Origin of the sequence: Pseudomonas sp. KBN12P06040, from assembly GCF_037574965.1 — a bacterium.
In the GTDB taxonomy this organism is placed as follows: domain Bacteria; phylum Pseudomonadota; class Gammaproteobacteria; order Pseudomonadales; family Pseudomonadaceae; genus Pseudomonas; species Pseudomonas aeruginosa.
In genome coordinates this window covers 5,635,819-5,661,987 of the sequence record NZ_JBBELS010000001.1, presented here as the reverse complement: position 1 = coordinate 5,661,987, position 26,169 = coordinate 5,635,819, and the positions used below count along the sequence as shown (strand labels likewise).

At 67.7% G+C, this 26,169-nt stretch carries 25 protein-coding genes and 2 pseudogenes; 6 read left to right on the top strand and 21 right to left on the bottom strand.

From position 1 onward, the window contains the following. Positions 1 to 120: 120 nt before the first annotated feature. Positions 121 to 654: a ferritin-like domain-containing protein gene (locus VQ067_RS26760; RefSeq protein WP_003095503.1), complete on the bottom strand. Its 534-nt coding sequence runs from the start codon at positions 652 to 654 to the stop codon at positions 121 to 123. 295 nt (positions 655 to 949) lie between these two features. On the opposite strand from VQ067_RS26760, the gene VQ067_RS26755 reads away from it, so the two are divergent. Beyond that, positions 950 to 3,019, top strand: coding sequence for an AsmA family protein (locus VQ067_RS26755; protein ID WP_033990031.1), 2,070 nt, complete (start codon positions 950 to 952; stop codon positions 3,017 to 3,019). A gap of 1 nt (position 3,020) precedes the next feature. On the opposite strand, the gene brlR is transcribed toward VQ067_RS26755, so the two are convergent. Continuing rightward, positions 3,021 to 3,833 carry a c-di-GMP-binding multidrug transporter transcriptional regulator BrlR gene (gene brlR / locus VQ067_RS26750; RefSeq protein WP_003095496.1) on the bottom strand — a complete coding sequence of 271 codons (813 nt, stop codon included), beginning with the start codon at positions 3,831 to 3,833 and terminating at the stop codon, positions 3,021 to 3,023. A 146-nt stretch (positions 3,834 to 3,979) separates the two neighbouring features. Here brlR and VQ067_RS26745 point away from each other — a divergent pair, with 146 nt between their 5' ends. Beyond that, positions 3,980 to 4,387: a Rho termination factor N-terminal domain-containing protein gene (locus VQ067_RS26745; RefSeq protein ID WP_003095492.1), complete on the top strand. Its 408-nt coding sequence runs from the start codon at positions 3,980 to 3,982 to the stop codon at positions 4,385 to 4,387. Between the two features lie 43 nt (positions 4,388 to 4,430). Here the strand turns inward: VQ067_RS26745 and osmE are convergent, their stop codons facing one another. Both osmE and VQ067_RS26735 read right to left on the bottom strand, forming a co-directional pair. Further along, positions 4,431 to 4,775, bottom strand: a complete 345-nt coding sequence (gene osmE, locus VQ067_RS26740) for an osmotically-inducible lipoprotein OsmE (protein WP_003095488.1) — start codon at positions 4,773 to 4,775, stop codon at positions 4,431 to 4,433. Positions 4,776 to 4,863: 88 nt separating this feature from the next. Next, entirely contained in the window at positions 4,864 to 5,403 is a 540-nt protein-coding gene (locus VQ067_RS26735) for an MOSC domain-containing protein (protein WP_003095483.1), read from the bottom strand. Between the two features lie 154 nt (positions 5,404 to 5,557). Between VQ067_RS26735 and VQ067_RS33540 the strand changes: the two are divergent. Next, positions 5,558 to 5,710 (top strand): annotated as a pseudogene (locus VQ067_RS33540) (PsiF family protein); the annotation flags it as partial. Then, positions 5,705 to 5,974, top strand: coding sequence for a PsiF family protein (locus tag VQ067_RS33535; protein WP_058133593.1), 270 nt, complete (start codon positions 5,705 to 5,707; stop codon positions 5,972 to 5,974). The pseudogene VQ067_RS33540 and the gene VQ067_RS33535, both read left to right, overlap by 6 nt. A 174-nt stretch (positions 5,975 to 6,148) precedes the next feature. Here VQ067_RS33535 and VQ067_RS26725 read toward each other — a convergent pair whose 3' ends face one another. After that, positions 6,149 to 7,414, bottom strand: coding sequence for an Hsp70 family protein (locus VQ067_RS26725; protein ID WP_003095476.1), 1,266 nt, complete (start codon positions 7,412 to 7,414; stop codon positions 6,149 to 6,151). Positions 7,415 to 7,621: 207 nt separating this feature from the next. Here VQ067_RS26725 and VQ067_RS26720 point away from each other — a divergent pair, with 207 nt between their 5' ends. Beyond that, positions 7,622 to 8,485 carry an isocitrate lyase/PEP mutase family protein gene (locus VQ067_RS26720; protein WP_003121125.1) on the top strand — a complete coding sequence of 288 codons (864 nt, stop codon included), beginning with the start codon at positions 7,622 to 7,624 and terminating at the stop codon, positions 8,483 to 8,485. A 6-nt stretch (positions 8,486 to 8,491) separates the two neighbouring features. Here the strand turns inward: VQ067_RS26720 and VQ067_RS26715 are convergent, their stop codons facing one another. Together VQ067_RS26715 and VQ067_RS26710 are read right to left on the bottom strand one after the other, a co-directional pair. Then, positions 8,492 to 9,238, bottom strand: a complete 747-nt coding sequence (locus VQ067_RS26715; protein WP_033990032.1) for a hypothetical protein — start codon at positions 9,236 to 9,238, stop codon at positions 8,492 to 8,494. Positions 9,239 to 9,338: 100 nt separating this feature from the next. Further along, on the bottom strand, positions 9,339 to 9,953 hold the full coding sequence (locus VQ067_RS26710) for a hypothetical protein (RefSeq protein WP_003135384.1): 615 nt from the start codon (positions 9,951 to 9,953) through the stop codon (positions 9,339 to 9,341). A 125-nt stretch (positions 9,954 to 10,078) separates the two neighbouring features. Here VQ067_RS26710 and VQ067_RS26705 point away from each other — a divergent pair, with 125 nt between their 5' ends. Next, the gene (locus VQ067_RS26705; RefSeq protein WP_003095462.1) at positions 10,079 to 10,345 is read left to right on the top strand and encodes a DksA/TraR family C4-type zinc finger protein; all 267 of its coding nucleotides are present in this window, start codon (positions 10,079 to 10,081) and stop codon (positions 10,343 to 10,345) included. A 9-nt stretch (positions 10,346 to 10,354) separates the two neighbouring features. Here VQ067_RS26705 and VQ067_RS26700 read toward each other — a convergent pair whose 3' ends face one another. The 14 genes and pseudogenes from VQ067_RS26700 to retS all read right to left on the bottom strand — a co-directional run bounded on the left by VQ067_RS26700 (position 10,355) and on the right by retS (position 26,126). Further along, positions 10,355 to 11,722, bottom strand: coding sequence for a hypothetical protein (locus VQ067_RS26700; RefSeq protein ID WP_033937827.1), 1,368 nt, complete (start codon positions 11,720 to 11,722; stop codon positions 10,355 to 10,357). Between the two features lie 118 nt (positions 11,723 to 11,840). Next, a pseudogene (gene ureC, locus VQ067_RS26695) lies at positions 11,841 to 13,542 on the bottom strand (urease subunit alpha). Between the two features lie 68 nt (positions 13,543 to 13,610). Beyond that, entirely contained in the window at positions 13,611 to 13,916 is a 306-nt protein-coding gene (locus VQ067_RS26690; RefSeq protein WP_003095450.1) for an urease subunit beta, read from the bottom strand. 16 nt (positions 13,917 to 13,932) lie between these two features. After that, positions 13,933 to 14,451, bottom strand: a complete 519-nt coding sequence (locus VQ067_RS26685; RefSeq protein WP_003095446.1) for an L-methionine sulfoximine N-acetyltransferase — start codon at positions 14,449 to 14,451, stop codon at positions 13,933 to 13,935. 8 nt (positions 14,452 to 14,459) lie between these two features. Next, positions 14,460 to 14,762 (bottom strand): urease subunit gamma, encoded by a 303-nt coding sequence (locus tag VQ067_RS26680; RefSeq protein WP_003095443.1) that lies wholly within the window; start codon positions 14,760 to 14,762, stop codon positions 14,460 to 14,462. Between the two features lies 1 nt (position 14,763). Beyond that, a complete protein-coding gene (locus VQ067_RS26675; protein ID WP_003116109.1) occupies positions 14,764 to 15,606 on the bottom strand; it encodes an urease accessory protein UreD in 843 nt (280 codons plus the stop codon). Positions 15,607 to 15,614: 8 nt separating this feature from the next. After that, entirely contained in the window at positions 15,615 to 16,067 is a 453-nt protein-coding gene (locus VQ067_RS26670) for a GNAT family N-acetyltransferase (RefSeq protein ID WP_003095437.1), read from the bottom strand. An 83-nt stretch (positions 16,068 to 16,150) separates the two neighbouring features. After that, entirely contained in the window at positions 16,151 to 16,849 is a 699-nt protein-coding gene (gene urtE / locus VQ067_RS26665; protein ID WP_003095434.1) for an urea ABC transporter ATP-binding subunit UrtE, read from the bottom strand. Positions 16,850 to 16,986: 137 nt separating this feature from the next. Next, the gene (gene urtD, locus VQ067_RS26660) at positions 16,987 to 17,844 is read right to left on the bottom strand and encodes an urea ABC transporter ATP-binding protein UrtD (RefSeq protein WP_003105136.1); all 858 of its coding nucleotides are present in this window, start codon (positions 17,842 to 17,844) and stop codon (positions 16,987 to 16,989) included. Beyond that, positions 17,841 to 18,920 carry an urea ABC transporter permease subunit UrtC gene (gene urtC, locus VQ067_RS26655; protein ID WP_003105139.1) on the bottom strand — a complete coding sequence of 360 codons (1,080 nt, stop codon included), beginning with the start codon at positions 18,918 to 18,920 and terminating at the stop codon, positions 17,841 to 17,843. Before urtC ends, urtD begins: the two co-directional genes overlap by 4 nt. Then, entirely contained in the window at positions 18,917 to 20,506 is a 1,590-nt protein-coding gene (gene urtB, locus VQ067_RS26650; protein WP_023096190.1) for an urea ABC transporter permease subunit UrtB, read from the bottom strand. Before urtB ends, urtC begins: the two co-directional genes overlap by 4 nt. Before the next feature lie 158 nt (positions 20,507 to 20,664). Further along, the gene (gene urtA / locus VQ067_RS26645) at positions 20,665 to 21,930 is read right to left on the bottom strand and encodes an urea ABC transporter substrate-binding protein (protein WP_033990034.1); all 1,266 of its coding nucleotides are present in this window, start codon (positions 21,928 to 21,930) and stop codon (positions 20,665 to 20,667) included. 424 nt (positions 21,931 to 22,354) lie between these two features. Then, the gene (locus VQ067_RS26640) at positions 22,355 to 22,948 is read right to left on the bottom strand and encodes a MarC family protein (protein ID WP_003095417.1); all 594 of its coding nucleotides are present in this window, start codon (positions 22,946 to 22,948) and stop codon (positions 22,355 to 22,357) included. A gap of 349 nt (positions 22,949 to 23,297) precedes the next feature. Then, positions 23,298 to 26,126, bottom strand: a complete 2,829-nt coding sequence (gene retS / locus VQ067_RS26635) for a hybrid sensor histidine kinase/response regulator RetS (protein ID WP_003111227.1) — start codon at positions 26,124 to 26,126, stop codon at positions 23,298 to 23,300. Positions 26,127 to 26,169 lie beyond the last annotated feature (43 nt).

Genomic DNA, 26,169 nt, shown 5'->3' with positions numbered 1-26,169 from the left:
GTCGAAGATTTCGTAAAGGATAGTTAGCTTTTCTCTATTTAATCGATAAATTGGATAAATAAGGCGAAAAGAAAAGCCGGCGCTGCGGGCGCCGGCTCTCGGACGGGTCTTGCTCTGGAGTCAGGCGAGGTCGTCGAGGATGTCGGCCATGTCGTCCGCGTGTTCTTCTTCCTGGGCCAGGATTTCCTCGAAAATGCGTCGGGTGGTGGGGTCGTCGTTACCGAGGTAGGTGATGATCTCGCGATAGCTGTCGATGGCGATGCGCTCGGCGATCAGGTTCTCGGTGACCATGTCCTTCAGGGTCTTGCCTTCGACGTATTCGGCATGGGAGCGCTCCTCCAGGCCGCGCGGATTGAAGTCCGGCTCGCCGCCCAGTTGCATGATGCGCTCGGCCAACTGGTCGGCATGCTGCATTTCCTGGTTGGCGTGCTCGAGGAACTCGGCGGCGGCGATGCTCGCCTTAAGGCCGGTGGCCATGAAGTAGTGGCGCTTGTAGCGCAGGAAGCAGACCAGCTCGGTGGCGAGCGCTTCGTTGAGCAGGCGCAGGACGGTCTGGCGATCGGCCGAATAGCCTTCGGTGACCGCGCCTTCCTGGATGTTCTTGCGGGCACGGTCGCGAAGGGTCTGGACGTCCGTCAGTTGAACGGTGGTCATCGGTTTTCTCCTTGAGGCTGATCCGGTGAAAAGGGCCGGCTCTGCGGCCGGCTTTTTCTGCTTACCTAAGGTGTGAGTCCCGCGCGGTCGAAAAAGTTTTATCGACCCGCCGCCGAACTGGCCTTTTGCCTGAAATGCGTGGGACGGGGAGCAATGCCGGCGTTTCGCCGGTCCTAACGGAACGGGCCGGCGTATTCGCGCTGGCGAGTCCATGGGCCAGCCTGCACACTGACGGGCTGAGCGAGGCGCGCTGCCGCGCCTGCCCGACAACCGACGCGGCGAAAAGGAGTTGTGCATGACGCGCGGCCGAAAGATCCTGACCTGGAGCCTCGCCAGCCTGGTCCTGCTGCTGGCGGCGTTGGTGGTGTTCATCGCCACCTTCGACTGGAACCTGATCAAGCCCACCCTCAACGAAAAGGTCTCGGCGGCGCTGAACCGCCCGTTCGCCATCAACGGCAACCTCGCCGTGGCCTGGCGCCGCGAGGAGGGCGAGGAAGGCTGGCGCGCCTGGATCCCCTGGCCGCGCTTCAGCGCCGAGGACATCACCCTCGGCAACCCGGAGTGGACGGCGGGCAAGACCAAGGCGAGCGAGTTCGCCAGCCTGGAACGCATCGAATTCCGCCTCGCGCCGTTGCCGTTGCTCTGGCAGACCATCCGCATTCCACAGATCAAGCTGACCCAGCCGCGCGCCGACCTCCTGCGCCTGGCCGACGGCCGCGCCAACTGGGATTTCGACCTGCCTGCCAGCGACAGCGACGAGCCGTCCGCCTGGCAACTGGACATCCGCGAGATCGGTTTCGACAAGGGTAGCGTCAGCCTCGACGACCAGCGTTTGAAGACCCGCCTGGAAGTGCTGGTCGACCCGCTCGGCAAGCCGGTGCCGTTCGGCCAGTTGGCCGGCAAGGCGCTGGCCACGGGCGATGCGGCGAACGCCCAGGACTATGTGTTCGGCTGGAAGGTCAAGGGCACCTACAAGGGCCAGGCTCTGGCCGGCTCGGGCAAGGTCGGCGGGATGCTGGCGTTGCAGGATGCGAGCAAGCCCTTCCCGCTACAGGCCGAGGTCAGTGCCGGCAGCACCCGTGCCGCGGTGGTCGGCACCCTGACCGACCCGCTCAACCTCGGCGCCCTCGACCTGCGCCTGAAGCTGTCCGGGACCAGCATGGCCAATCTCTATCCGCTGACCGGCATCACCCTGCCGGACACTCCGGCCTACTCCACCGACGGACACCTGCTGGCGCGGCTCAAGGAGGAGGGCGGCGCACTGTTCCGCTACGAGAACTTCAACGGCAAGGTCGGCGCCAGCGACCTGCACGGCAGCCTGACCTTCGTCGCTCGCCAGCCTAGGCCGAAGCTGTCCGGAAAGCTGACCTCCGAGCAACTGCGCTTCGCCGACCTCGGCCCGCTGATCGGCGCCGACAGCAATGCCGAGAAACAGAAGCGCGGGCAGACCAGCCGCCAGCCGGGCGACAAGGTGCTGCCGGTGGAGGAATTCCGTACCGAGCGCTGGCGCGACATGGACGCCGACGTGGAATTCACCGGCAAGCGTATCGTCCACAGCGACCAGTTGCCGATCAGCGACCTCTATACCCATCTGGTGCTCAACGACGGCCTGCTGCGCCTGGAGCCCCTGCGCTTCGGCGTGGCCGGCGGCAAGCTGGAGTCGGACATCCGCCTGGACGGCGGCAAGCAGCCGATGCAGAGCCGAGTGAAGATGAGCGCGCGGGGCTTCAAGCTGAAGCAGTTGTTCCCCGGCTTCGCGCCGATGCAGACCAGCTTCGGCGAGCTGAACGGCGACGCCAGTCTCAGCGGCAATGGCAATTCGGTGGCGAAGATCCTCGGCGGCGCCGATGGCGAATTGAAGATGCTGATCAACGACGGCGCGATCAGCAAGGGCCTGACCGAAATCGCCGGCCTCAATGTCGGAAACTACCTGGTGACCAAGCTGTTCGGCGACGACGAGGTGAAGATCAACTGCGCGGCCGCCGACTTCGGCCTGCAGAAGGGCCTGATGACCAGCCGGCTGTTCGTCTTCGACACCGAGAACGCGCTGGTCAACGTCGACGGCACGGTGAACTTCGCCAACGAGAAGCTCGACCTCGATGTCACCCCGCACAGCAAGGGCCTGCGGATCTTCTCGCTGCGCTCGCCGCTGTACGTGCGCGGCACCTTCGCCAAGCCCGACGCCGGGGTCCACGCTGGGCCGCTGGTGGCGCGCGGCGCGGGAATGATCGCCCTCGGCGTGGCGGTGGGCCCGGCGGCCAGCCTGCTGGCTCTGGTGGCGCCGAGCAAGAGCGACGACAACCAGTGCACCGCCCTGCTGCAACGCATGCGCCAGCCGGCCAAGGCGCCGGCCGGCAAGCGCTGAGTCAGTAGATGGGGATATACAGGTCGACTTGCGAGTTCGGATCCAGCGGTCCGCGGAAACGCTGGTCGTAGTATTCGAAGTCGACCCCCGCCTTGGGCTCCAGGCCGCGTTCGGCGAGCAGGTGGCTGTAGATCGCCTGGAAGCTCTCGGCGATCTGCGGCGCCGTGCCCTTGTGGGTGAACACCGCGTACTTCTGCGCCGGCACCTGGAAGCGCACCATGCCCTCCGGCACCGGCCAGCCTTCCTGCACCTCGAAGCCGGCGACGTAGTGGAATTCACCGTTGGGCTGCTGCGCGCAGATGCCATAGGAGACCTCGGGATCGTGCTTGCCAGCGATCTCGTGCTCGCGCGGGATGAAGCGTTCCCAGAGCTGGCCGATGGTGTCGCCGGGGGCGCTGCCGAAGTATTCCATGCCCACCACGCTGAAGGCGGGACGTTCGACGATTCGTGCATGCATGTTGCGGATCCTCCAGTGGGCGAGCGTCGCCAGGGTTCGGTCGAGTTCCGCCAGCAGGCGCTGGCGGGCGCTGATCTCTTCGCGCAGGGTGTGCTGGTGTCGTTGCAGGAAATGCCGCAGGCGTTGCGGGTCGTCCAGCGCGCCATCGCGTTTCAGGCGGTCGATGGCTTCCAGCGGAACGTCCAGCCGGCGCAGCGCGAGTATGCGCGAGAGCTGCTCGATCTGTTCCGGCTGGTAGTAGCGGTAGCCGTTGTCGCTACCGGTGCGCGCGGGGACGAACAGTCCGATGGCATCGTAGTGGCGAAGCGTCTTGGTGGAGATCTCGAAGATTCGCGCCAGTTGGCCGATGGTGAGCATTTCCGGTTCCTGCTGCGGGATAGCGGCAGACTACGGATTGCCCCTGGGGCAAGGTCAAGGGGTTTGTGCCGGTGTGCACTTTCTCTGAACGTCCGCCGTCGCCTCCCGGTCCCAACAGTGAACCCATCGCAAAGGGAGATATCCCCATGCCCCGTGGCGACAAGAGCAAGTACAGCGACAAGCAGCAGCGCAAGGCCGAGCACATCGAGGAGAGCTACAAGGCCAAGGGTGTGAGCGAATCGGAAGCCGAGGCGCGCGCCTGGGCGACGGTGAACAAGCAGTCCGGCGGCGGCGAGCGCAAGGGCGGTTCCGGCCGCGCCAAGAGCGAGACGGCCAAGCGCGCCGACCGCAAGGACTCGGCCCATCGCGCCGCCCAGGCCCGCTCAGGGAGACCGGCCAACCGCGGCTCGGCGAGCCGTGGCAAACGTCAGGGCAGCACCTCGGTGAGCGAGATGACCCGCGAGGAATTGATGCAGCTGGCGCGCAAGCGCGACATCCGCGGTCGTTCGACGATGCGCAAGGCCGAACTGATCGAGGCCCTGTCCCGGGCCTGAACGCAGACGCCCCGCCTCCGTAAGGAAGCGGGGCGTCGAGCCGTCAGGGGCGGGCGTCGCGCTCGTGGCGGTCCAGCTCGGAGCAGCTCAGGAAGCCCGAGCCGTCGACCTTGCCGCTGCCGTCGAAACTGACGTAGAACGGCTGCTGCTGGCCGTCCTTGTTGAGGATGTAGCTGTTGCAGCTCCCCGGTTTCATCAGGCGCTTCTGGGTGCCGGAAGGCGTGCCGCCGATGCGCAGGACTTCCTGCTGGCTCATGCCTTTCTCGACATCCTTGACCAGCGGTTCGTTGCGGAAGGTGATGTAGTTGACCGGGTTCTGCACCTTGGTCGACGCGCAGCCGGCCAGGGTTGCCATCACGAACAGTGCCGCCAGTGACTGCTTGTACATGCTGTGACTCCTTGTGGTTGAGCGGTGCTTGCCAACATTGGAACGCAGGCCCTCGCGCAGAGTTCGCCCGGAATCGCGGCGGATTGCCTCAGACCTTCTCCAGGGCCCGGTGCGGCAAGGGTGGCAGCTGGATATCGATGGCGTCGCCGGGGCGAACCTCGCCGTCCTCCAGGACGATCGCCATCACCCCGGCCTTGCGAATCAGGTTGCCCTGTTCGTCGCGGCCGAGCACGGCGGCGGTCAGTCCGGGCTGGTAGTTGTCCAGCTGCGAGCAGGGATTGCGCAGGCCGGTCAGCTCGACCAGGGCGCTTTCCCCCAGGCGCAGGCGGGTGCCGGTGGGCAGGCCGAGCAGGTCGACGCCACGGGTGGTGATGTTCTCGCCCATGGTCCCTGGGCCGATGGCGAAGCCGCTGGCGCGTAGCTCGTCGTGCAGTTCCTCGTGGATCAGGTGGACCTGGCGTAGGTTCGGCTGGGTCGGGTCCTGCCGCACCCGCGAGCGGTGCTTCACGGTGACGCCGTGGTGGGCGTCGCCCTCGACGCCGAGGCCTTTCAGGAGGCGGATGGCGGGACGCACTTGCTTGCTGAACGCGTGGGTGGCGCAGAGGCTCACCGCGATGACCTGTTGCATGGAACTCCTCCTCGTGCGAAGCGTCAGTCTAGCCGCGAAACATGACGCTTGTCGCAAGCGCACAGGACGCGTTCCCAGCCCCTGCAAAGCCCGCCGCAGTCGCTAGACTTCAGCGCACCTGCATGCGAACGTGCAGCCCTTCAAGGAGAGTTCGATGAATATCCTGCGTATCCCGATGTTCGTATTGGCCATGGCCGTCTCGGCCCATGGTTTCGCTGCCACCGCGCAGCAGGAGAAGATGACCGCCTGCAACGCCGAGGCCACCACCAAGGCGCTCAAGGGCGACGAACGCAAGGCGTTCATGAGCGGCTGCCTGAAGGCCGGCGCGCCTGCCGGCGGCAAGGCCACCGCGCAGCAGGAGAAGATGAAGAGCTGCAACGCCGACGCCAGCGCCAAGTCGCTCAAAGGCGACGAGCGCAAGGCATTCATGAGCAGTTGCCTGAAGGCCGGCGGCAGCGCCAAGGCGGCGACCCAGCAGGAGAAGATGAAGACCTGCAACGCCGACGCCACCGCCAAGGCGCTCAAGGGCGACGAACGCAAGGCGTTCATGAGCACCTGCCTGAAGAAGTGAGCCCCACCCTCGTCGGGCTCGGTGTGGCGGCGGATAACGCCTGTGGCGTTATCCGCCCTGCGGACGGGTGTGGCGTGGTCCTGGCGTAGGGCGGATAACCGCTCGCGGTTATCCGCCATGGCGGGCCCGGTGTGACCTTATCCCCCTATAGGGCAGGGGCACGACCAGGGCGGCTCAGCCATAGCGCTTCTTCGCCTCGATGGCCAGGCCGCTGCCGATGCTGCCGAACAGGTTGCCCTCGACATGACGGGCGTTGGGCAGCATCGCCGAGACGCTCCGGCGCAGCGCCGGAATGCCGCTCGAACCGCCGGTGAAGAACACCGTGTCGACCCGGTCCGGGTCGACCCCGGCCGAGGCCAGCAGTTGCGCGACGCTGTTGCGCACGCGCTCCAGCAGTCCGTCGACGGCGTTCTCGAACAGCCCACGGGTCAGCTCCACGCCGAGCCCGGCCTCGATGCGCTCCAGCGAGAGGTGCAGGCGCTCGGTTTCGGTCAGGCGGATCTTGCTGTCTTCCACCTGCATCGCCAGCCAGTGCCCGGCGCGTTCCTCGATGAGCCTGAAGAGGCGGTCGATGCCGGTGCTGTCGACGATGTCGTAGCGCATGTTCTTCAGCGCCAATTGCGACTTCTGCGCGTACACCGCGTTGATGGTGTGCCAAGTGGCCAGGTTCAGGTGGTAGCTGGTGGGCATGAAGGCGTCGCTCTTCATCCGGCTGCCGTAGCCGAACAGCGGCATCACGCCTTCCAGGCTGAGCTGCTTGTCGAAGTCGGTACCGCCGATGTGCACGCCGCCGGTGGCCAGGATGTCGTCCTGGCGCTCGGCCAGGTTGCGCCGCTCCGGCGCCAGGCGCACCAGGGAGAAGTCCGAGGTGCCGCCGCCGATGTCGACGATCAGGACCAGTTCCTCGCGCTGGATGCCGCGCTCGTAGTCGAAGGCCGCGGCGATCGGTTCGTACTGGAAGGAAACCTCCTTGAAGCCGAGCTTGTTGGCCACCTGCACCAGGGTGTCCTGGGCCTCGCGGTCGGCCTCCGGGTCGTCGTCGACGAAGAACACCGGGCGACCCAGCACCACCGCGTCGAAGGCTTGCCCGGCGGCGGCCTCGCCGCGCGCCTTGAGCTGGCCGATGAACAGGCCGAGCAGGTCCTTGAACGGCAGGGCGCTGCCGAGCACGGTGGTCTCGCTCTTCAGCAGCTTGGAGCCCAGCAGGCTCTTCAGCGAGCGCATCAGCCGGCCCTCGTAGCCCTCCAGGTACTCGCCGAGCGCCTGGCGGCCGTAGACCGGGCGGCGCTCCTCGACGTTGAAGAACACCACCGAGGGCAGGGTGATCTTGCCGTCCTCCAGCTCGATCAGCGGTTCGACCTCCGGCCGCCACCAGCCGACGGTGGAGTTGGAGGTGCCAAAATCGATGCCCAGGGCGCGGGCGGCGGTGCTCGGGTTCATGGCGCGAAACGGTCCGGGAAAAAAACGGCCGCGCAGTGTATGCGAGAGCGTCGCGGATTTCACCGCCGGCGATCGGCAGGAAGCGTCCTGGTACGTCCGTGCGGGCCGCCCCGACCTTTGTATACGGATTTGCCAAGGGGCCCGCGCATGGTGCTATGTTGGCGCTGCTTTCCCACTCCGTCTTGCCGTGTTGTCCTGGATTTCGTCATGCATAGAGCCTCACACCATGAGTTGCGTGCGATGTTTCGCGCGCTGTTGGACTCCTCCCGTTGCTACCACACCGCTTCCGTGTTCGATCCCATGTCGGCGCGCATCGCCGCCGACCTCGGCTTCGAGTGCGGCATCCTCGGCGGTTCGGTGGCTTCCCTGCAGGTCCTGGCGGCGCCGGACTTCGCCCTGATCACCCTCAGCGAATTCGTCGAGCAGGCCACCCGCATCGGCCGGGTGGCGCGCCTGCCGGTGATCGCCGACGCCGACCACGGCTACGGCAACGCGCTGAACGTAATGCGTACGGTGGTCGAACTGGAGCGCGCCGGAATCGCTGCGCTGACCATCGAGGACACCCTGCTGCCGGCGCAGTTCGGGCGCAAGTCCACCGACCTGATCTGCGTCGAGGAAGGCGTCGGCAAGATTCGCGCGGCCCTGGAGGCGAGGGTCGACCCGGCGTTGACCATCATTGCCCGGACCAACGCCGAACTGATCGACGTCGATGCGGTGATCCAGCGCACCCTGGCCTACCAGGAAGCCGGCGCCGATGGCATCTGCCTGGTCGGCGTGCGCGACTTCGCCCACCTCGAGGCGATCGCCGAGCACCTGCACATCCCGCTGATGCTGGTCACCTACGGTAATCCGCAACTGCGCGACGACGCCCGCCTGGCGCGGCTCGGTGTGCGTGTCGTGGTCAACGGCCACGCCGCCTATTTCGCCGCGATCAAGGCGACCTACGACTGCCTGCGCGAGGAGCGCGGGGCGGTGGCCTCGGACCTGACCGCCTCGGAGTTGTCGAAGAAGTACACCTTCCCCGAGGAGTACCAGGCCTGGGCCCGCGACTACATGGAAGTCAAAGAGTAGGCGACCTCAGGCCAGGCGCTGGCGCAGCGCCTGGTACAGCGGCAGGTCGCGTTCATACTGGCCGGGAACCAGGGCGTGGCGGTGCTCGGCGAGCATGCCCAGGTAGTCGTCCACCGCCGTGTGGTAGCTGGCCAACTGGTCGGTGGCCAGGGGCTGGCCGGCCATGGCGCGGATGTCGAAAGCCCATTGCAACCCGTCGCGGGCGTTCGAATAGGCGGCGCCGTCCATGCCGGCGGTGAGCGCCAGCCACTGGTCGAGGAAGGCCTGCGGTGCGTCGCGCGGGGGGAAGTGGCGGATCTTCGCGGCGCCCACCTCGGTGATGCCGTCGCCGTCCAGGTCGACGCTGTAGCCTTCCGGCAGCAGCAGGTTGCGCGCGCCTTCCTCGCTCAGCGCCTCGACCCGGATCGGCTCGGCCAGGCCCATGTTGCGCTGCAGCGCCTGCAGGTCGTCGGCGCCCAGGCGGGCGAGGAAGCCGCGGGCGTCCAGTTGCGCGCCGTTTTCGCAGGCGCGGTTGAGCACATGGGCGAAGCGCAACTGGTCTTCCAGGCTGACGCCGCGCACCCGGCTGTATTCCAGCTGGGTGGCGCCGAGGGTGTCGGCCAGCGCCCCGGCCTGCTCCGCGCTGCCTTCGGCGGCGACCGCGAGGCGCGCGTAGGCGGCCTGGAAGTCGCGCTGGAAATCCTGGTCGGGAGTGCGGGTCATCAGCTGCCGCTGGGCCAGGCTCGGAGAGCTGGAGGCTGAGTCGATCTTCATGTCCGGGTCGTCCTTGAGGCCGAGGAGAGAGAGCGCGTTACCCTACGCGCTGGTGGCGGCGCCCGCCAATGCGCAGAAGGTCGCAGGGCGACAGTCTGGTTCAGGATCGCCCGGAGCGCTCGCGTCGCTTGCGTTCGCGGTAGGCGGCCTGGTTGGCCAGGCGCCGCTGCGCCGAACCGGGGCGGTTGGCCGACTGGGCGCGGTACAGGCGCTGGGCGTAGACCAGTTCCATGTAGCGTTGCATCGCGCGGCTGTTGAACAGCAGCCAGGCACAGGCGCCGCCGCCGAGCGCCACCAGGCCCGACGTCTCGCCGCTGGCCAGGCGCAGCAGGAGCCCGGCGCCGACCAGCAGCAGGCTGGCGTCGCGGGCCAGGCGCGGGCCGAGGCTGGCGCCGCGGGAGAGCAGGGCGATCAGCCACAGCCAGGCCGCCAGCAGCGGCAGGGCGGAGAGCCAGCCCAGCGGCCGCAAAGGAGCCTCCGGCAATGCCAGGCGCAGCGCGGCAAGACCCAGCGGCGCGGCACCGAGCAGCAGCGCCAGGCTGCCGAGCAGCGGTGCGTAGAGACCGGGATGACGGCGCGGATACAGGCCGTGCAGTTGCCGGACGCTATAGCGGTCCTCCGGCGCCGGCAGGGCGAACGGATCGCCGGCGAGCGCGGCGTCGAGCTGGCGGCCCTGGTCGATCAGGTGGGCGAGGCGGCGGAACGGTCCCATCATGCGGTGTACCTTCAGGCTTGGCTGGCGATTGTGCCACGCCAGGCCGATGGTCGCGCCGCCCTTGCAAAGCCGCGGGCGAACGCCCATATCTGGAGGTTCCAGGGTTTCAGCCAGAGGAGTCAGTCATGGCCAGCGGGTGGGCGAACGACGGTGCGGTGCAGGAACAGATCGACAGCACGATCGAGGATGCCATCGCTCGTGCGCGCAGCCAGTTGCCCCGTGGCGAGAGCCTGACCCATTGCGAAGAGTGCGACGCGGCGATCCCCGAGGCGCGGCGCCGGGCGATTCCCGGCGTGCGCCTGTGCGTCAACTGCCAGGCCGAGCACGACAGGGAACAGGCGAAGTTCAGCGGCTACAACCGCCGCGGCAGCAAGGACAGCCAGTTGCGCTGAAGGCCTGCCTCAGTTTTCCCGATAGCGTTCCTTCACCCATTGCTCCACCGGCGACAGGGTGCGCATCCCCACGCCCAGCGGATCGTCCATGTCATGCTGGCTGGAGGCGGTCCAGCGCGGGTCGATGAAGGACCAGGCCAGGCCCGCCGGGCCCTGGTCGCGGTAGGTGCCGAAAACGTCGTTGAGGCCCAGCGGCTCCGCGTTGCGCAGCCACTGCCCGTTGAAGCTGTCACCGTTGATGGTGCGGTCCGAGATCCAGCGACCGTCGTCGTAATGGAAAGCCATCACTCGCCAGCGATGCTCGCACCAGTGGCAGGCGTCGTCGTCGACGTAGAAGGCTTCGACGAAGATTTTCTTCCCGCCGATGTCGAGGAAGGTCGAGTAATCGTCGGTATGGCGCGGGGCCAGGCTCAGTCGGCTGCCATCGCCGAGGTCGATGAAGCGATCGGGGGCGTAGGGCGAGCGCGGCGAAAGGCTCATCAGGACCCTGGCGTAGTCGTCCCGCTGCGGCGGGTCGGCGACCAGTGCCTGGCGCTCCGCGGCGGTCAGCGCGAAGCGCTCGCTGCCTCGGCCGACCACGTCTTCCAGCTGACGCTGGTCGCGCGGCAGGGTGCCGTCGAGGCCGGCGTACAGGTTGACCGCCTGGATGAACCGGGCGACGTCGATGTCGAGCATTTCCGGATAGCCGGAATGGGCGGTCAGCGCGCCGTCCTTCAGGTCGTAGATCACCGACCAGCGCGTCCCTCCCGAACCGCCGGCGTAGGACAGGTAGCCCAGGTGCAGTTCGTCGCGGCCGTCGCCGTCGTAGTCGGCGACTTCCAGTTGGCTGAGGCTGAACAGCTGGGGGAAGGCATAATCGGTTTCGAACTGCTCGCGCGGTTTCCGCTTCGCGTCCGGATCGAAGGGGACCAACTGGATCTTCCGGTATTCCCGGAGGCTCAGCTCGACCATGTTCTTCTGGATATCCAGGAACGGGGAGAGGTTGAGCAGCGAGGAGAGGAGGCCGGGTTCGGCGATGTAGAACACCTTCACCAGCGGCAGGTTGGTCCGTCCCTGGTTCCGCTCCAGGCGCTCGATGACCTGGTCGTCCATGGCGAAGGCCTTGCCGACGAAGCGCCGATTGCCGTAGGCGACCAGGAATTTCTCGCCGAAGCCGAGCAGGTCGGCGCCCTTGATCTCCACCTCGTAGTCCGCCGGAAAGCGCGCGAGGATGGCTTGGCGCAGCATCACGTCCTTCTTGCTGATGGGAATCTCGCCGTACTGGTAGAGCTGGTAGGTCCAGTAGAGGAAGTAGCTGACCACGACGATGGCCGTCGCCTGGAAGGCCTTGGCCAGATACGGGGTGGAAGCGTTGCGGGACGATTGGCGGGAGGACATGGACGGACTGCCGGCGGCTGCGGGGAGGCGCCATTGTCGCCGCTAGCGCCGGCAAGCCAAGCTGTCCGAACGGAGCGGTCGACGTCCCGGCGTGGCGCCGGGCCCCGTCGCGTGGGAATCAGAACAGGAAATAGCGCTGTGCCATCGGCAGCACGTCCGCCGGTTCGCACCAGAGCAACTGGCCGTCGGCGCGTACCTGGTAGTTCTGTGCGTCGACCTCGATGGTCGGCAGGTAGCCGTTGTGGATCAGGTCGGTCTTCTGCACACCACGACAGCCGCTGACCACGCCGATGGCCTTGCGCAGGCCGAGCTGCTGCGGTACGCCGGCGGCGAAGGCGGCCTGGCTGACGAAGGTCAGGCTGGTCGCGTGACGGCTGCCGGCGTAGCTGGCGAACATCGGCCGGTAGTGCACCGGCTGCGGCGTGGGGATCGAGCCGTTGATGTCGCCCATCAGGCTGGCGGCGATGGCCCCGCCCTTGAGGATCAGGCTCGGCTTGACGCCGAAGAAGGCCGGGCGCCAGAGCACCAGGTCGGCCCACTTGCCGGCTTCGACGGAGCCCACTTCATGGCTGATGCCGTGGGTGATCGCCGGGTTGATGGTGTACTTGGCGATGTAGCGCCTGGCGCGGAAGTTGTCGTTGCGCGCACCGTCGCCGTCGAGGCGGCCGCGCTGGCGCTTCATCTTGTCGGCGGTCTGCCAGGTGCGCGTGATCACTTCGCCGACCCGGGCCCATGGCCTGGCTGTCGGAGCTGATCATGCTGAACGCGCCGAGGTCGTGGAGGATGTCCTCGGCGGCGATGGTCTCGCGGCGGATGCGCGACTCGGCGAAGGCCACGTCCTCGGCGATGGCCGGGTCGAGGTGGTGGCAGACCATCAGCATGTCCAGGTGCTCGTCGATGGTATTGCGGGTGAACGGCCGTGTCGGGTTGGTCGAGCTGGGCAGCACGTTGGCGAAGCCGCAGGCCTTGATGATGTCCGGTGCGTGGCCGCCGCCGGCGCCCTCGGTGTGGTAGGTGTGGATGGTGCGGCCCTTGAAGGCGCCGAGGGTGGTCTCGACGAAGCCGGATTCGTTGAGGGTGTCGGTGTGGATCGCCACCTGGATGTCGTGGCGCTCGGCCACCTCCAGGCAGTTGTCGATCGCCGCCGGGGTGCTGCCCCAGTCCTCGTGCAGCTTCAGGCCGATGGCGCCGGCGAGTACCTGCTCCTCCAGCGGCAGCGGCAGGCTGGCGTTGCCCTTGCCGGTGAAGCCGATGTTCATCGGGAAGGCGTCGGCGGCCTGGAGCATCCGCGCCATGTGCCAGGGACCGGAGGTGCAGGTGGTGGCGTTGGTCCCGGCGGCGGGGCCGGTGCCGCCGCCGATCATGGTGGTGACGCCGCTCATCAGCGCCTCTTCGATCTGCTGCGGGCAGATGAAGTGGATGTGCGTGTCGATGCCGCCGGCGGTGAGGATCATGCCCTCGCCGGCGATCACCTCGGTGCCGGCGCCGATGGCGATGTTCACCCCGGGCTGGATGTCCGGGTTGCCGGCCTTGCCGATGGCCTGGATGCGCCCGTCCTTGAGACCGACGTCGGCCTTGACTACGCCCCAGTGGTCGAGGATCAGCGCGTTGGTGATCACCGTGTCGACCACCTGCGCCGCGCCCAGCTGGCTCTGGCCCATGCCGTCGCGGATGACCTTGCCGCCGCCGAACTTCACTTCCTCGCCATAGACGGTGAAGTCCCGTTCCACCTCGAGCCACAGGTCGGTGTCGGCCAGGCGCACGCGGTCGCCGACGGTGGGGCCGAACATGTCGGCGTAGGCTTGTCTGCTGATTTTCATCGAACGCTCCTTTGGCGATCGTCGGTGTTCGCTGTCTTTCCTCGGACCTGGCCAGTTGGGAATGGGCCCTAGAGGTCCCCCATCACCCGCCCGGCGAAGCCGTATACCCGCCGTCCGCCGCCGATTTCCACCAGCTCCACCTCGCGGCTCTGCCCCGGTTCGAAGCGCACCGCGGTGCCGGCGGCGATGTTCAGGCGCATGCCACGGGTGGCCGGACGGTCGAAGGCGAGGGCGTCGTTGACCTCGAAGAAGTGGTAGTGCGAGCCGACCTGGATCGGCCGGTCACCGGTGTTCGCCACGCTCAGGGCGAGGGTGCGGCGGCCGGCGTTGAGTTCGATATCGCCGGGCTGGATGTCGTATTCACCGGGGATCATGGGGGCTCCTTGGGGCTCAGGGCGCGCTGCGCGTCGGGTCGAGGTTCAGTTGCATGAAGGTCAGGTCGAGCCAGCGGCCGAACTTCTGGCCCACCTGCGGCATCTGCCCGCTGATCTCGAAGCCGAGACGCCGGTGCAGGCCGATCGAGGCGGCATTGCCGCTTTCGATGGCGGCCACCATGACGTGCAGTCCCTGGGCCCGCGCACGTTCGATCAGCGCCTGTAGCAGTTGCACGCCGAGGCCTTTGCCGCGCTGGTCGTCGCGCACGTAGACGGAGTGCTCGACGGTGCCGCGGAAGCCCTCGAAGGGTCGCCAGTCGCCGTAGGCGGCGTAGCCGAGCACTTCGCCGGCGGCGTCGCTCGCCACCAGGATCGGGTAGCCCTGGCGGGCGCGGGTGTCGAACCAGGCCTGGCGGTTGGCCAGGTCCACCGGGGTTTCGTTCCAGATCGCCGTGGTATTGCCCACGGCGTCGTTGTAGATGGCGAGGATGCCGGGCAGGTCGGCGACGCCGGCGTCGCGGATCGAAGCGCTCATGGGCGGCCTCAGGCGATGGGCTGGTGGACGGTCACCAGCTTGGTGCCGTCGGGGAAGGTGGCCTCCACCTGGATGTCCGGGATCATCTCCGGCACGCCCTCCATCACCTGCTCGCGGCTCAGCAGGGTGGTGCCGTAGTGCATCAGTTCGGCGACGCTGCGGCCGTCGCGCGCGCCCTCCAGCAGGGCGGCGGAGATCAGCGCCACCGCCTCCGGGTAGTTCAGCTTGAGACCGCGTGCCAGCCGGCGCTCGGCGAGCAGGCCGGCGGTGAAGATCAGCAGCTTGTCTTTCTCGCGGGGGGACAAGTCCATCTCAGGTACTCCAGATGCGTGGGGGAACGGCCTCGCGGCCGAGCAGCGCCGGCCGCAGCAGGCGCCAGAGTTCGATCAGCCAGGCTCGCGCGTGCAGCGCCTCGTCGGCCAGGCAGCGCGCCACCAGCAGGCCGCCGGGCAACTGGCTGAGGTTGCCGCGGCCGGCGCAGGGGAGCGCGCGGCAGCGTTGCAGCAGGTCGGTGTCGATCTCGCCGCTGGCGACCAGGGTCGCCAGCACCGGGTGCCCGGCGAGGCCGATCGGCGAGTCGAGCAGGCGGTCGCCGCCGTCGATGCGCTGGCGCTCGTGCCAGAGCAGGCGGTCGTCGCGGCGGATGTCCAGGGCCGCGACGAAATGGCCGCTGGCGAAGCGCTCGCCGCTGGCCGGGCGGCCGAGGGCGACCATGTCCCAGTAGAACAGGCGGGCGTCGCCGCGCAGTTGGATACGGGTTTCCAGTTCGGCCTGGGCGCCGGCGAAGACGATGCTTTCCTGCGGCAGCCATTCCAGGGTGGCGCCGGGCTCCAGGTGGATCTCCAGGGTCTGCCGCGACGGGCAGGCGGCGCGGTACCACTTGGCCGCGCCGGGGCTGGTGAGCTGGGCCCAGGCGCGTTCGCCGAGGCGCACGTCGAAGGCCAGGCTGTCGCCGCCGGCGATGCCGCCGGGCGGATGCACGAGGATGTGCTGGCAGACTTCCGGGCCTTCGGCGTAGAGGTGCTTCTGCACCCGCAGCGGTCCGGCGTGGCGCCGCGTCACCGGGCGTGTGGCGTCGCCGGCGCGGGCGTAGGCCAGCTCCAGCTGGGCGTGCCAGGCGGGGTGGAAGCTCAGGTCGGGGAGGGCGGCGGTCATCGGTCGGGTCAGGCCAGGGCCTTGCGCATGAACACGCGGCGGAATCCCTCTTCCTGGCGGCGTTCGTATTCGAGGTAGCCGACCCTGGCGTAGAGCGCGATGTTTTCCGTCATCCGCTCGTTGGTGTAGAGGTACAGCGAGCGGTAGCCGAGGCTCGTCGCGTCGCGCTCGGCGCGTTCCAGCAGCTGTCGGCCGATGCCCTGGCCCTTGCATTCGGGAAGCACGGCGAGGTTGTCGACGAGGAAGCCGTCGGCGGTTTCCCGGGTCACCAGCAGGCCGACCGGCTGGCCGTCGTGCTCGGCGATGAGGACCCGGTCGCTGGCGATCACCTCGTGGTAGTCCTGGGTCATCGGCCAGGGCTTGCGGCCGATCACCGCGATCCACGGGGCATAGGCGGCGGCGACGCAGAGCGCGGCGAAGCCCGCGTCGGCCTGGACGGCCGGGCGCAGAGTGACGGTCATTTCGACCTCCTGCGGAAAGACGAGGGCATAGAGATTGCCAGCGCAGGCCCCGGTTGCGCCAGCGGCAGTGTGTCCCAGTCCGTTCAAATCGCCACCAGCCCGCGCACGCCCTCGCTCTCCATGTCGCGGCCGCGGCCCTGCTGGACGATCTCGCCGCGCGCCATCACCAGGTATTGGTCGGCCAGTTCGGCGGCGAAGTCGTAGAACTGCTCGACCAGCAGGATCGCCATGTCGCCGCGCGCCGCCAGGCTGCGGACGACCGTGCCGATCTCCTTGATCACCGAAGGCTGGATGCCTTCCGTGGGTTCGTCGAGGATCAGCAGTCGCGGCTGGCTGGCCAGGGCGCGGCCGATCGCCAGTTGCTGCTGCTGGCCGCCGGAGAGGTCGCCGCCGCGGCGCTGTTTCATTTCGCGCAGGACCGGGAACAGCTCGTAGATGAAGTCCGGCACCGTCCGGGCGTCCCTGGCGCTGAAACGGGACAGTCCCATCAGCAGGTTCTCTTCCACCGTCAGCCGGGGGAAGATTTCCCGTCCCTGCGGCACGTAGGCGATCCCGGCGCGGACCCGCTGGTGCGGCCTGAGTCCGGTGAGCGAACGGCCTTCCCAGGCGACCTGGCCCTCGCGGGCAGGGACCAGGCCCATCAGGCAGCGCAGCAGGGTGGTCTTGCCCACCCCGTTGCGACCGAGCAGGCAGGTCACCTCGCCCACCTTCGCCTCGAAGCTCAGGCCACGGAGGATATGGCTACCGCCGTAGTACTGGTGCAGCTTGTCGACTTGCAGCATGGTTCTCTTCCATTTGTCCCGTGATGGTTCTTCACTGCGATTCCCCAGCCTCGCTCGGCGGATAACCGCGAGCGGTCATTCGCCCTACGCGACGGGCGCCACTTGGCAGGCGCTACCCGCCGAGCGGATGGCTGGCGTCAGCGACCGAGGTAGACCTCGATCACCTGTTCGTCGGCCTGTACCTCCGCCAGCGAGCCTTCGGCCAGCACGTGGCCCTGGTGCAGCACGGTGACATGGTCGGCGATGCTGCCGACGAAACCCATGTCGTGCTCCACCACCATCAGCGAGTGCTTGCGCGCCAGGGACTTGAACAGCTCGGCGGTGAATTCGGTCTCGGCATCGGTCATGCCCGCCACCGGCTCGTCGAGCAGCAGCAACTGCGGTTCCTGCACCAGCAGCATGCCGATCTCGAGGAACTGCTTCTGGCCGTGGGACAGCAAACCCGCCGGACGCTGCCGCGACTCCAGCAGGCGGATGGTGGCGAGCACCTCCTCGATGCGTTCCCTCTGCGTGCCGTCGAGCCGCGCGCGCAGGCTGGCCCACACCGACTTGTCGGCCCTCTGCGCCAGTTCGAGGTTCTCGAACACGCTCAGGGCCTCGAACACCGTGGGCTTCTGGAACTTGCGGCCGATCCCGGCCTGGGCGATCTGCACCTCGCTCATGCGGGTCAGGTCGAGGGTGTCGCCGAAATACGCGGTACCGCTCTGCGGGCGGGTCTTGCCGGTGATCACGTCCATCAGGGTGGTCTTGCCGGCGCCGTTGGGGCCGATGATGCAGCGCAATTCGCCGACGCCGATGTACAGGGTCAGGTCGCGCAGGGCCTTGAAGCCGTCGAAGCTGACGTTGATGTCTTCCAGGCTGAGGATGGTGCCGTGGCGCGCGTCCAGTCGGCCGCTGGTGGCGGCGCCCAGGCCGATGGCGTCGCGGCCGCTGCCGGCGGTATCGAGGCCGGGGTGGAAGGCCGGTTCGAGCATCAGGTGCGGGGTGGTCCTCATTGCTCCTTCTCCTTGCGCAGCAGGCCGAGCAGGCCGCGCGGCAGGTACAGGGTGACGACGATGAACAGCGCGCCGAGGAAGAACAGCCAGTATTCCGGGAAGGCCACGGTGAACCAGCTCTTCGCGCCGTTCACCACGCCGGCGCCGAGCAGCGGGCCGAGCAGGGTGCCGCGTCCGCCGAGGGCGACCCAGACGGCGGCTTCGATGGAGTTGGTCGGCGACATCTCGCTGGGGTTGATGATCCCCACCTGCGGCACGAACAGCGCGCCGGCGAGGCCGCAGAGCACCGCGCTCAGGGTCCAGACGAAGAGTTTGTAGCCGCGCGGGTCGTAGCCGCAGAACATCAGGCGGTTCTCGGCGTCGCGCAGCGCGGTGAGGACCCGGCCGAACTTGCTCCGCGCCAGGCGCCAGCCGAGCAGCAGGCTGGCCGCGAGCAGCGCGACGGTGGCGAGGAACAGGGCGGCGCGGGTGCCCGGCGCGGTGATCGGGAAGCCGAGAATGCTGCGGAAGTCGGTGAAGCCGTTGTTGCCGCCGAAACCGGTCTCGTTGCGGAAGAACAGCAGCATGCCGGCGAAGGTCAGGGCCTGGGTCATGATCGAGAAGTACACGCCGCGGATCCGCGAGCGGAAGGCGAAGTAGCCGAAGGCGAAGGCCAGCGCGCCGGGCACCAGCACCACCAGGCACAGCGCCCAGAGGAAGTGCTGGGTGCCGGCCCAGTACCAGGGCAGTTCGTTCCAGGAAAGGAAGGTCATGAACGCCGGCAGGCTGTCGCCGGAGGCCTGGCGCATCAGGTACATGCCCATGGCGTAGCCGCCGAGGGCGAAGAACAGCCCGTGGCCGAGGGACAGCAGGCCGGCGTAGCCCCAGACCAGGTCGAGGGCGAGGGCGACGATGGCGTAGCAGAGGATCTTGCCGGTCAGGGTCAGGCTGTAGGCCGAGAGGTGCAGCGCGCTGTCCGCCGGCAGCAGGTGCAGCAGCGGCATGGCCAGCAGCGTGGCGAAGGCTGCGCCGAGCGCGATAGCGGTGACGCGGCCGCCGGCCCGGCGGGCGAGGGTGACGGTGAGTGGCTGGTTCAATCGATGACCCTCCCTTTCAGGGCGAACAGTCCCTGCGGGCGTTTCTGGATGAACAGGACGATCAGCGCGAGGATCAGGATCTTGCCCAGCACCGCGCCGATCTGCGGTTCGAGGATCTTGTTCGCCACGCCGAGGCCGAAGGCGGCGAGGACGCTGCCGGCGAGCTGGCCGACGCCGCCGAGCACCACCACCAGGAAGGAGTCGATGATGTAGCCCTGGCCGAGGTCCGGGCCGACGTTGCCGACCTGCGACAGGGCTACCCCGCCGAGCCCGGCGATGCCCGAGCCGAGACCGAAGGCGAGCATGTCCACGCGCCCTGTGGGCACCCCGCAGCAGGCCGCCATGTTGCGGTTCTGGGTCACCGCGCGGACGTTCAGGCCGAGCCGCGTGCGGTTCAGCAGCAGCCAGGTGAGGAGCAGCACGAACAGGGCGAAGCCGATGATGACGATGCGGTTCCACGGCAGCACCAGGTTCGGCAGCACCTGGATGCCGCCGGACAGCCAGGCCGGGTTGGCTACCTCGACGTTCTGCGCGCCGAACAGCATCCGCACCAGCTGGATCAGCACCAGGCTGATGCCCCAGGTGGCGAGCAGGGTTTCCAGCGGCCGGCCGTAGAGATGGCGGATCACCGTGCGCTCCAGGGCCATGCCGATGGCGGCGCTGACGCAGAACGCCACCGGTAGCGCCAGCAACGGGTAGAGCGCTAGCCATTCCGGCGCCAGGCGCTGGAACAGCAGTTGCACCACGTAGGTGGAATAGGCGCCGAGCATGAGCATTTCGCCGTGGGCCATGTTGATCACCCCGAGCAGGCCGTAGGTGATCGCCAGGCCGAGCGCCGCGAGCAGCAGGATCGAGCCCAGCGACAGGCCGCTGAAGGCCTGGCCGAGCAGGTCGCCGACCAGCAGCCGGCGCTTGACCTGGGCCAGGCTGGTGGCGGCGGCGATGCGCACGCCTTCCTCCGGTTCTACCGTCGGGTCGAGCAGGTTCTCCAGACGGGTTCGCGCCAGCGGATCGCCGGACTCGCCGAGCAGGCGCACGGCGGAAAGGCGTAGCGCCGGGTCGGGATCGCCGAGTTGCAGGTTGGCCAGGGCCAGGCCGAGGGCTTCCTTCACGCCAGCGTCGCTCTCGATCCGCAGGCGCGCTTCGAGCAGCGGCCGTTGCGCGGCCTTGGCGGTTTTCTGCAACTGCTGCGCGGCGGCCAGCCGCAGCGGCACTTCGTTGGCCACCAACTGGTGGCTGGCCAGGGCGGTGTTGAGCAGGCCGCGCAGGCGATTGTTCAGGCGCAGCGGCTTCGGCTCGCCGTCCGGCAGGGCGTCGCCTTCGGCGGCCTGGAAACGCTGGTCGGCGCCGAGGATGAATGGCTGCTGGCGGCTGTCCAGCGCAATGCGGTTGTGGCGCAGTGCTTCGAGAAAGGCCAGGCGATCGGCGTCGGGCGTCGCCGCCCAGTGTTCGAGCAGGTGGGCGCGACCGCCGTTGTCGGCAGCGGCGAAGTCCTGCGCCGGTCCGGCGTAGGCCGTCACCGCGAGAAGGGCGGCCAGGACCAGGACACAGGCCTGGAGCGGGCGGGTGAGGAGGGCAAGGGGCATGCTGGGGTTCCTGGGCGACGTGCAGTGTGGCCGGTCGTTGCCCCTCTCCCCCGCCCTCTCCCTGAAGGGCGAGGGGGCCGTTCGGCGCGCGACCGGGGCGTTCCCGTTCCGTTCAGGGGAACGCCTGGTCAGGGGGGCAGGGTTCTTCACGGCAGAACTCAGTTGCTCTTCAGCGCATGCTCCGGCTTCTTCTCGTTGCCCGGGATGAACGGGCTCCAGGGTTGCGCGCGAAGCGGTTCGGGGGTCTTCCAGACCACTTCGAACTGGCCGTCGTCCTGGATCTCGCCGATCATCACCGGCTTGTGCAGGTGGTGGTTGCTCTTGTCCATGACCAGCGTGTAGCCGGATGGCGCCTTGAAGCTTTGCCCGGCCATCGCCTCGCGAACCTTGTCGACCTCGGTGCTGCCGGCCTTTTCCACGGCCTGCGCCCACATATGGATGCCGACGTAGGTGGCTTCCATGGGGTCGTTGGTCACCGCGGTGGCGTAGTTCGGCAGGTTCTTCGCCTTGGCGTAGGCTTTCCAGTCGGCGACGAACTTCTCGTTGACCGGATTGCTCACCGACTCGAAGTAGTTCCATGCCGCCAGGTTGCCGACCAGCGGCTTGGTGTCGATGCCGCGCAGTTCTTCCTCGCCTACGGAGAAGGCCACCACCGGCACCTCGGTGGCTTCCAGGCCCTGGTTGGCCAGTTCCTTGTAGAAGGGCACGTTGGAGTCGCCGTTGACGGTGGAGACCACCGCGGTCTTGCCGCCTGCGGCGAACTTCTTGATGTCGGCGACGATGGTCTGGTAGTCGCTGTGGCCGAATGGCGTGTAGACCTCCTGGATGTCCTTGTCGTCCACGCCCTTGCTGTGCAGGAAGGCGCGCAGGATCTTGTTGGTGGTGCGCGGGTAGACATAGTCGGTGCCGAGCAGGAAGAAGCGCCTGGCACCGCCGCCGTCCTCGCTCATCAGGTACTCCACCGCCGGGATCGCCTGCTGGTTCGGCGCCGCGCCGGTATAGAAGACGTTCGGCGAGAGTTCCTCGCCCTCGTACTGGACCGGGTAGAACAGCAATCCGTTGAGTTCCTCGAACACCGGCAACACCGATTTGCGCGACACCGAGGTCCAGCAACCGAAGACCACCGCGACCTTGTCCTGGGTCAGCAACTGGCGGGCCTTTTCCGCGAACAGCGGCCAGTTCGACGCGGGATCGACCACCACCGCCTCCAGCTTCCTGCCGTTGACCCCGCCCTTGGCGTTGATCTCGTCGATGGTCATCAGGACCATGTCCTTCAGCGAGGTCTCGGAGATCGCCATGGTCCCGGACAGCGAGTGAAGGATGCCGACCTTGATGGTTTCGGCGGCCTGGATGGACCAGGACAGGCCCATGGAAGCGATGGACGCGGACAGCGTGAAGGCCTTGAGCAGACTGCGACGTTTCATTGGTGTTGTTCTCCATTCACCAGCGGTCGGGGCGGCAGTTTTCAGGAGGCGTCGTGCTTGTCGTCGGGCATCCGTCCGGTGGACGGCGGGGTGCGCACTGCGGCCTGGATCTCTTCGTCGAGGCTCCAGAGCAAAGGCTGTGCCTCTTCTTGGCGCTGGCCGGTATCGGTCGGCGAAAAGGCGCCGCGAGTCGCCGGGGAAGCATGCCAAGCAGGCCTGGCTATGCCGGTGAAGGCGGCGTTTTCAGCGGGTTTTCGCCGGATATCGACGGAGAAGGGGTCGTGGGCTCCGGATGGGGAGGCGTCGCGCTGACCTCCCTCCCTACCGCCGGCGGCGCGTCCATGGGAGCGCCGCCGCTTCGCCCGGGCACCACTGCGGTGCGTCAGGGCGCGGCATCCAGGGTGTCCGCCTCAGGCTGGTGCGCTCAGCCTGGGAACAGCGAACCCTTCAGGCCGGTGACGATGATCTGCGCCGCCAGCGCGCAGACGAACAGCCCCATCAGGCGACTGACGATCTGCAGGCCCTGGTCGCCAAGCAGGCGTTCGATGCGGTCGGAAAGATAGAGCGTGGTGCCGAGGGTCAGGCAGGCGAGGAAGATCGCCACCAGGGAGATCAGCTTGGCCTCCCAGCCCTGGCCGACGCCCATCACCAGCAGCGCGCCGATGGTGCCGGGGCCGACGGTGAGAGGAATGGTCAGTGGGACGATGGTCACGTCCTGCTGCACGTTGTCGCTCTGCACCGCCGCGCGGCCCTGGGCCATGCCCAGCGCGGAGATGAATAGCACGCTGCCGGCGCCGATGCGGAAGGCGTCGGCGGTGATACCGAAGAGGATGAAGATGTAGCGGCCGAACAGGTACAGCGCGACGCTGGCGATCAGCGCCGCCAGGGCCACCCGCCAGGCCATGCGCTTGCGGTCGCGCGGGCCGAAGCCGCGGCTGAGGCTGATGAAGCAGGACAGCACGAAGAAGGGGCTATAGAGCACCAGCATCTTCAGGTAGACGCTGAACAGCAAATGCATGGAGGCGCTTCCGGTCCGGGGGTGGGCATGAGCATAGCGTGCGACGGGCCGGCGCGATGTCCGGCGGGTTGGCAATATGCCGGTTCGCGTGGCATGTGACAACGAGGCCGGGTGTCGGCGGATAACGCCGTTGGCGTCATGCGCCCTACGGGAGTCGGGACCACCGGGGCGTAGGGCGAATAACCGCGTGCGGTTATCCGCCGTGGCGGAAGTGGCTGTGTCGGCGGATAACGCCGTTGGCGTCATGCGCCCTGCGGGAGTTGGGGCCACCGGGGCGTAGGGCGAATAACCGCGTGCGGTTATCCGCCGTGGCGGAGGCCGGGTGCAGCGCCGGAGCACGTCGCTGCCCTCAGGAGGGCAGGGCGTCGCCCTGGCGGCGGCGATCGCGTTCGCCGACCCAGTAGGCGATCAGCTCACGCAATTGCGACAGCTCCACCGGCTTGGCCATGTGCCCGTCCATGCCGACCAGCCGCGCGCGTTCCTTGTGTTCGCTGAGGATGTGCGCGGTGAGCGCCACCACCGGGGTATGCGGGCGCTGTTCGTGGGCTTCCCAGGCGCGGAGCTGCTCGGTGGCGGAGAAGCCGTCCAGAACCGGCATCTCGCAGTCCATCAGCACCAGGTCGTACTGGGTCGCCTTCATCGCGCTGAGCGCCTCCTGGCCGTTGCTGGCGGTGTCCGGCTGGAGGTTGAGCTTGTTCAACATGCCGCGGATGACCTTGGTGGAGATGCTGTTGTCCTCGGCGACGAGGATCCGGAAATCGCTCGGCAGGCTCGGCGCCTGCGCTTCCTTGGCCGGTTGCAGGTAGTTGGTGACGCCGCTGACGCCGCGCTGGGCGAGTTCGTCGGCGAGGGTCGCCTTCAGCGTGTAGCCGGCCACCGGCTTGGCCAGGATGCGCTTGATCCCGGCGTTGCGGGCGATGATCTTGCTCGGCGCGTTGCTGATCCCGGTGAGCATGATCAGCAGGATGTCGTGGTTGAGGTTGGGGTCTTCCTTGATCTTCGCCGCCAGTTGCATGCCGGTCATGCCGGGCATGTCCTGGTCGAGCAGGACCACGTCGAAGTACTCGCGCAGGTGCGCCTTGGTGCGCAACTGGGCCAGCGCCTCCTTGCCGGACGACACCGCGCTGACGTTCAGGCCCCAGCCGCTGCACTGCTGCACCAGCACCTTGCGGCAGGTTTCGTTGTCGTCCACCACCAGCAGCCGGGCGCCCTGCAGCGGGCCGTCGAGGTCGGCGGTGGGGTTCTCCAACTGCTGCGGGTCGAGCGGCAGGGTCAGCGACAGGGTGGTGCCCTGGCTGCTGCCGGACTGGATGCCGAACTCCCCGCCCATCAGCCGCACCAGTTGGCGGGCGATGATCAGGCCGAGGTGGCTGCCGAGCTTGCTGGCGGAAAGGAAGTCGCCGCTGTGCAGCTCGGCGGTGAGCAGCGCCTCGCGCTCCTTGGCGTCGAACGGGTGGCCGCTGTCCTGCACGGCGATGCGCAGGCGCGGTGTCTCGCCCTGGTCGTCGAGGGCCACCACCAGCAGGATCTCGCCTTCCTCGGTCTGCTTGAACGCGTTGTCCAGCAGGCTCAGGACCACCTGGCGCAGGCGCGTCGGATCGCCGCCGATGACCCGCGGCACCTGCGGCTGGGTGAAGCTGATCAGCTCGATGCGCTGCTGCTCGGCCTTGACCCGGAAGATATCCAGGCAGTCCTCGATCAGCGCGTTGAGGTCGAACTGCACTTCGTCCAGCTCGATCTGTCCGGACTCCAGCTTGGAGATGTCGAGGATCTCGTTGATCAGCGTGAGCAGCTCGTTGCCGGCGCTGTGGATGGTCTGCACGTAGTCGCGCTGCTTCGCCGACAACGGGGTGCCGAGGAGCAGTTCGGTCATCCCCAGCACGCCGTTCATGGGCGTGCGGATCTCGTGGCTGATCTTGGCCAGGAACTCGGCCTTGGTCTGCAATTCCGCGGTGTGCGCCGCCTCGCTGGTGCGCTGTTGCAGGTTGAGCTGCTGGATCAGCCGCTGGCGTTCGGTGAGCGAGACGCTCAGGACCAGCCCGGCGAGGGTGGCGAAGCTGAACACGCCGAGCACCAGCCAGCCCGGATCGAGTTGCTTGGTGCCGAACAGCACCGGCAGGAACACCATGAAGCCGGCGTTGAACACGATCATCCCGGCAACGATCAGGCGCGCCGGCTGGTAGCCGCGATACCAGTGCCAGGCCGCGACCAGCGGGACGCTGAGCGAACTGAGGATCACCAGCAGGTAGATCAGCCAGCTGAACCAGAGTTGCTGGGTGAAGGCGATGATCGCGCCGACCGCCAGGATCAACAGCGCCTCGCCTTGCAGGAGGCGGTTCAGGCGGCTTTCCGCAGTGCCGCGGAAGAAGCTGCAGGCGAACCACAGCAGGCTCACCGCGGCGCCGAGGGCGCCGAGGTCGGCGGTCAGCGACTGGTTGAACTTGAGTCCCGGCAGCCAGAACGCCACCAGCCCCAGGTTCGCCGCGGCGCAGACCGCCAGCGCCGCGTGCACCGCCGCCAGCCACAGGCTGCTGGCGCTGCGCGAGTAGGCGAAGCGGATCAGGTTGTACATCAGCAGCAGGAGCATGCCGCCGAGCAGCATGCCGAAGGCGTAGGCGGGCTTCTCCAGGCCGACCAGGCCGGCTTCGTCGATCTGGTCGAACCAGGCCATCAGTGGATGGTTGGAGGTCATCCGCACGTACAGGGTCATCGGCTTGCCGTCGACCGGCAGCGAGAACAGGTAGGAGCGCGAGGGCAGCGGGCGCTCCTGGAACGGTCGCGACTCGCCGGTGTGCTGGTCCCGCACCAGTTGGCCGTCCTGCACCAGGTAGTAGTCCAGATACTGCACCCGCGGGGCGAAGATCCACAGCCAGCTCGGCACCTTCTGCGCGGGAAGCTGGACCTGCAGCCAGACCGCCTGGGGGCTGGCGGGGAAGATGAAGGAGCGCTTGGCCAGCGGGCGGAACTGCTCCTTGCGCTGGAGGACGTCGGCGATCCGCAGTTGCGCGCTCTCGTCGCGCAGCAGGCGCCAGTTCTGGTTGGCGCTGGGAGTAGTGGCGGTGGTTTGCAGGGGAACGCTGGAAACGCCGGCGTCGTCCGCGACCGCCGGCGACATCGGACCGAGCAGAAGCAGCAGGAAGCTGACGAGTAGTCCTATGGCGATCCGAAGCCGTACCACGGCGAAGTCCCTTCGAAGGTGAATGGCCGGATTATAGCCAAGT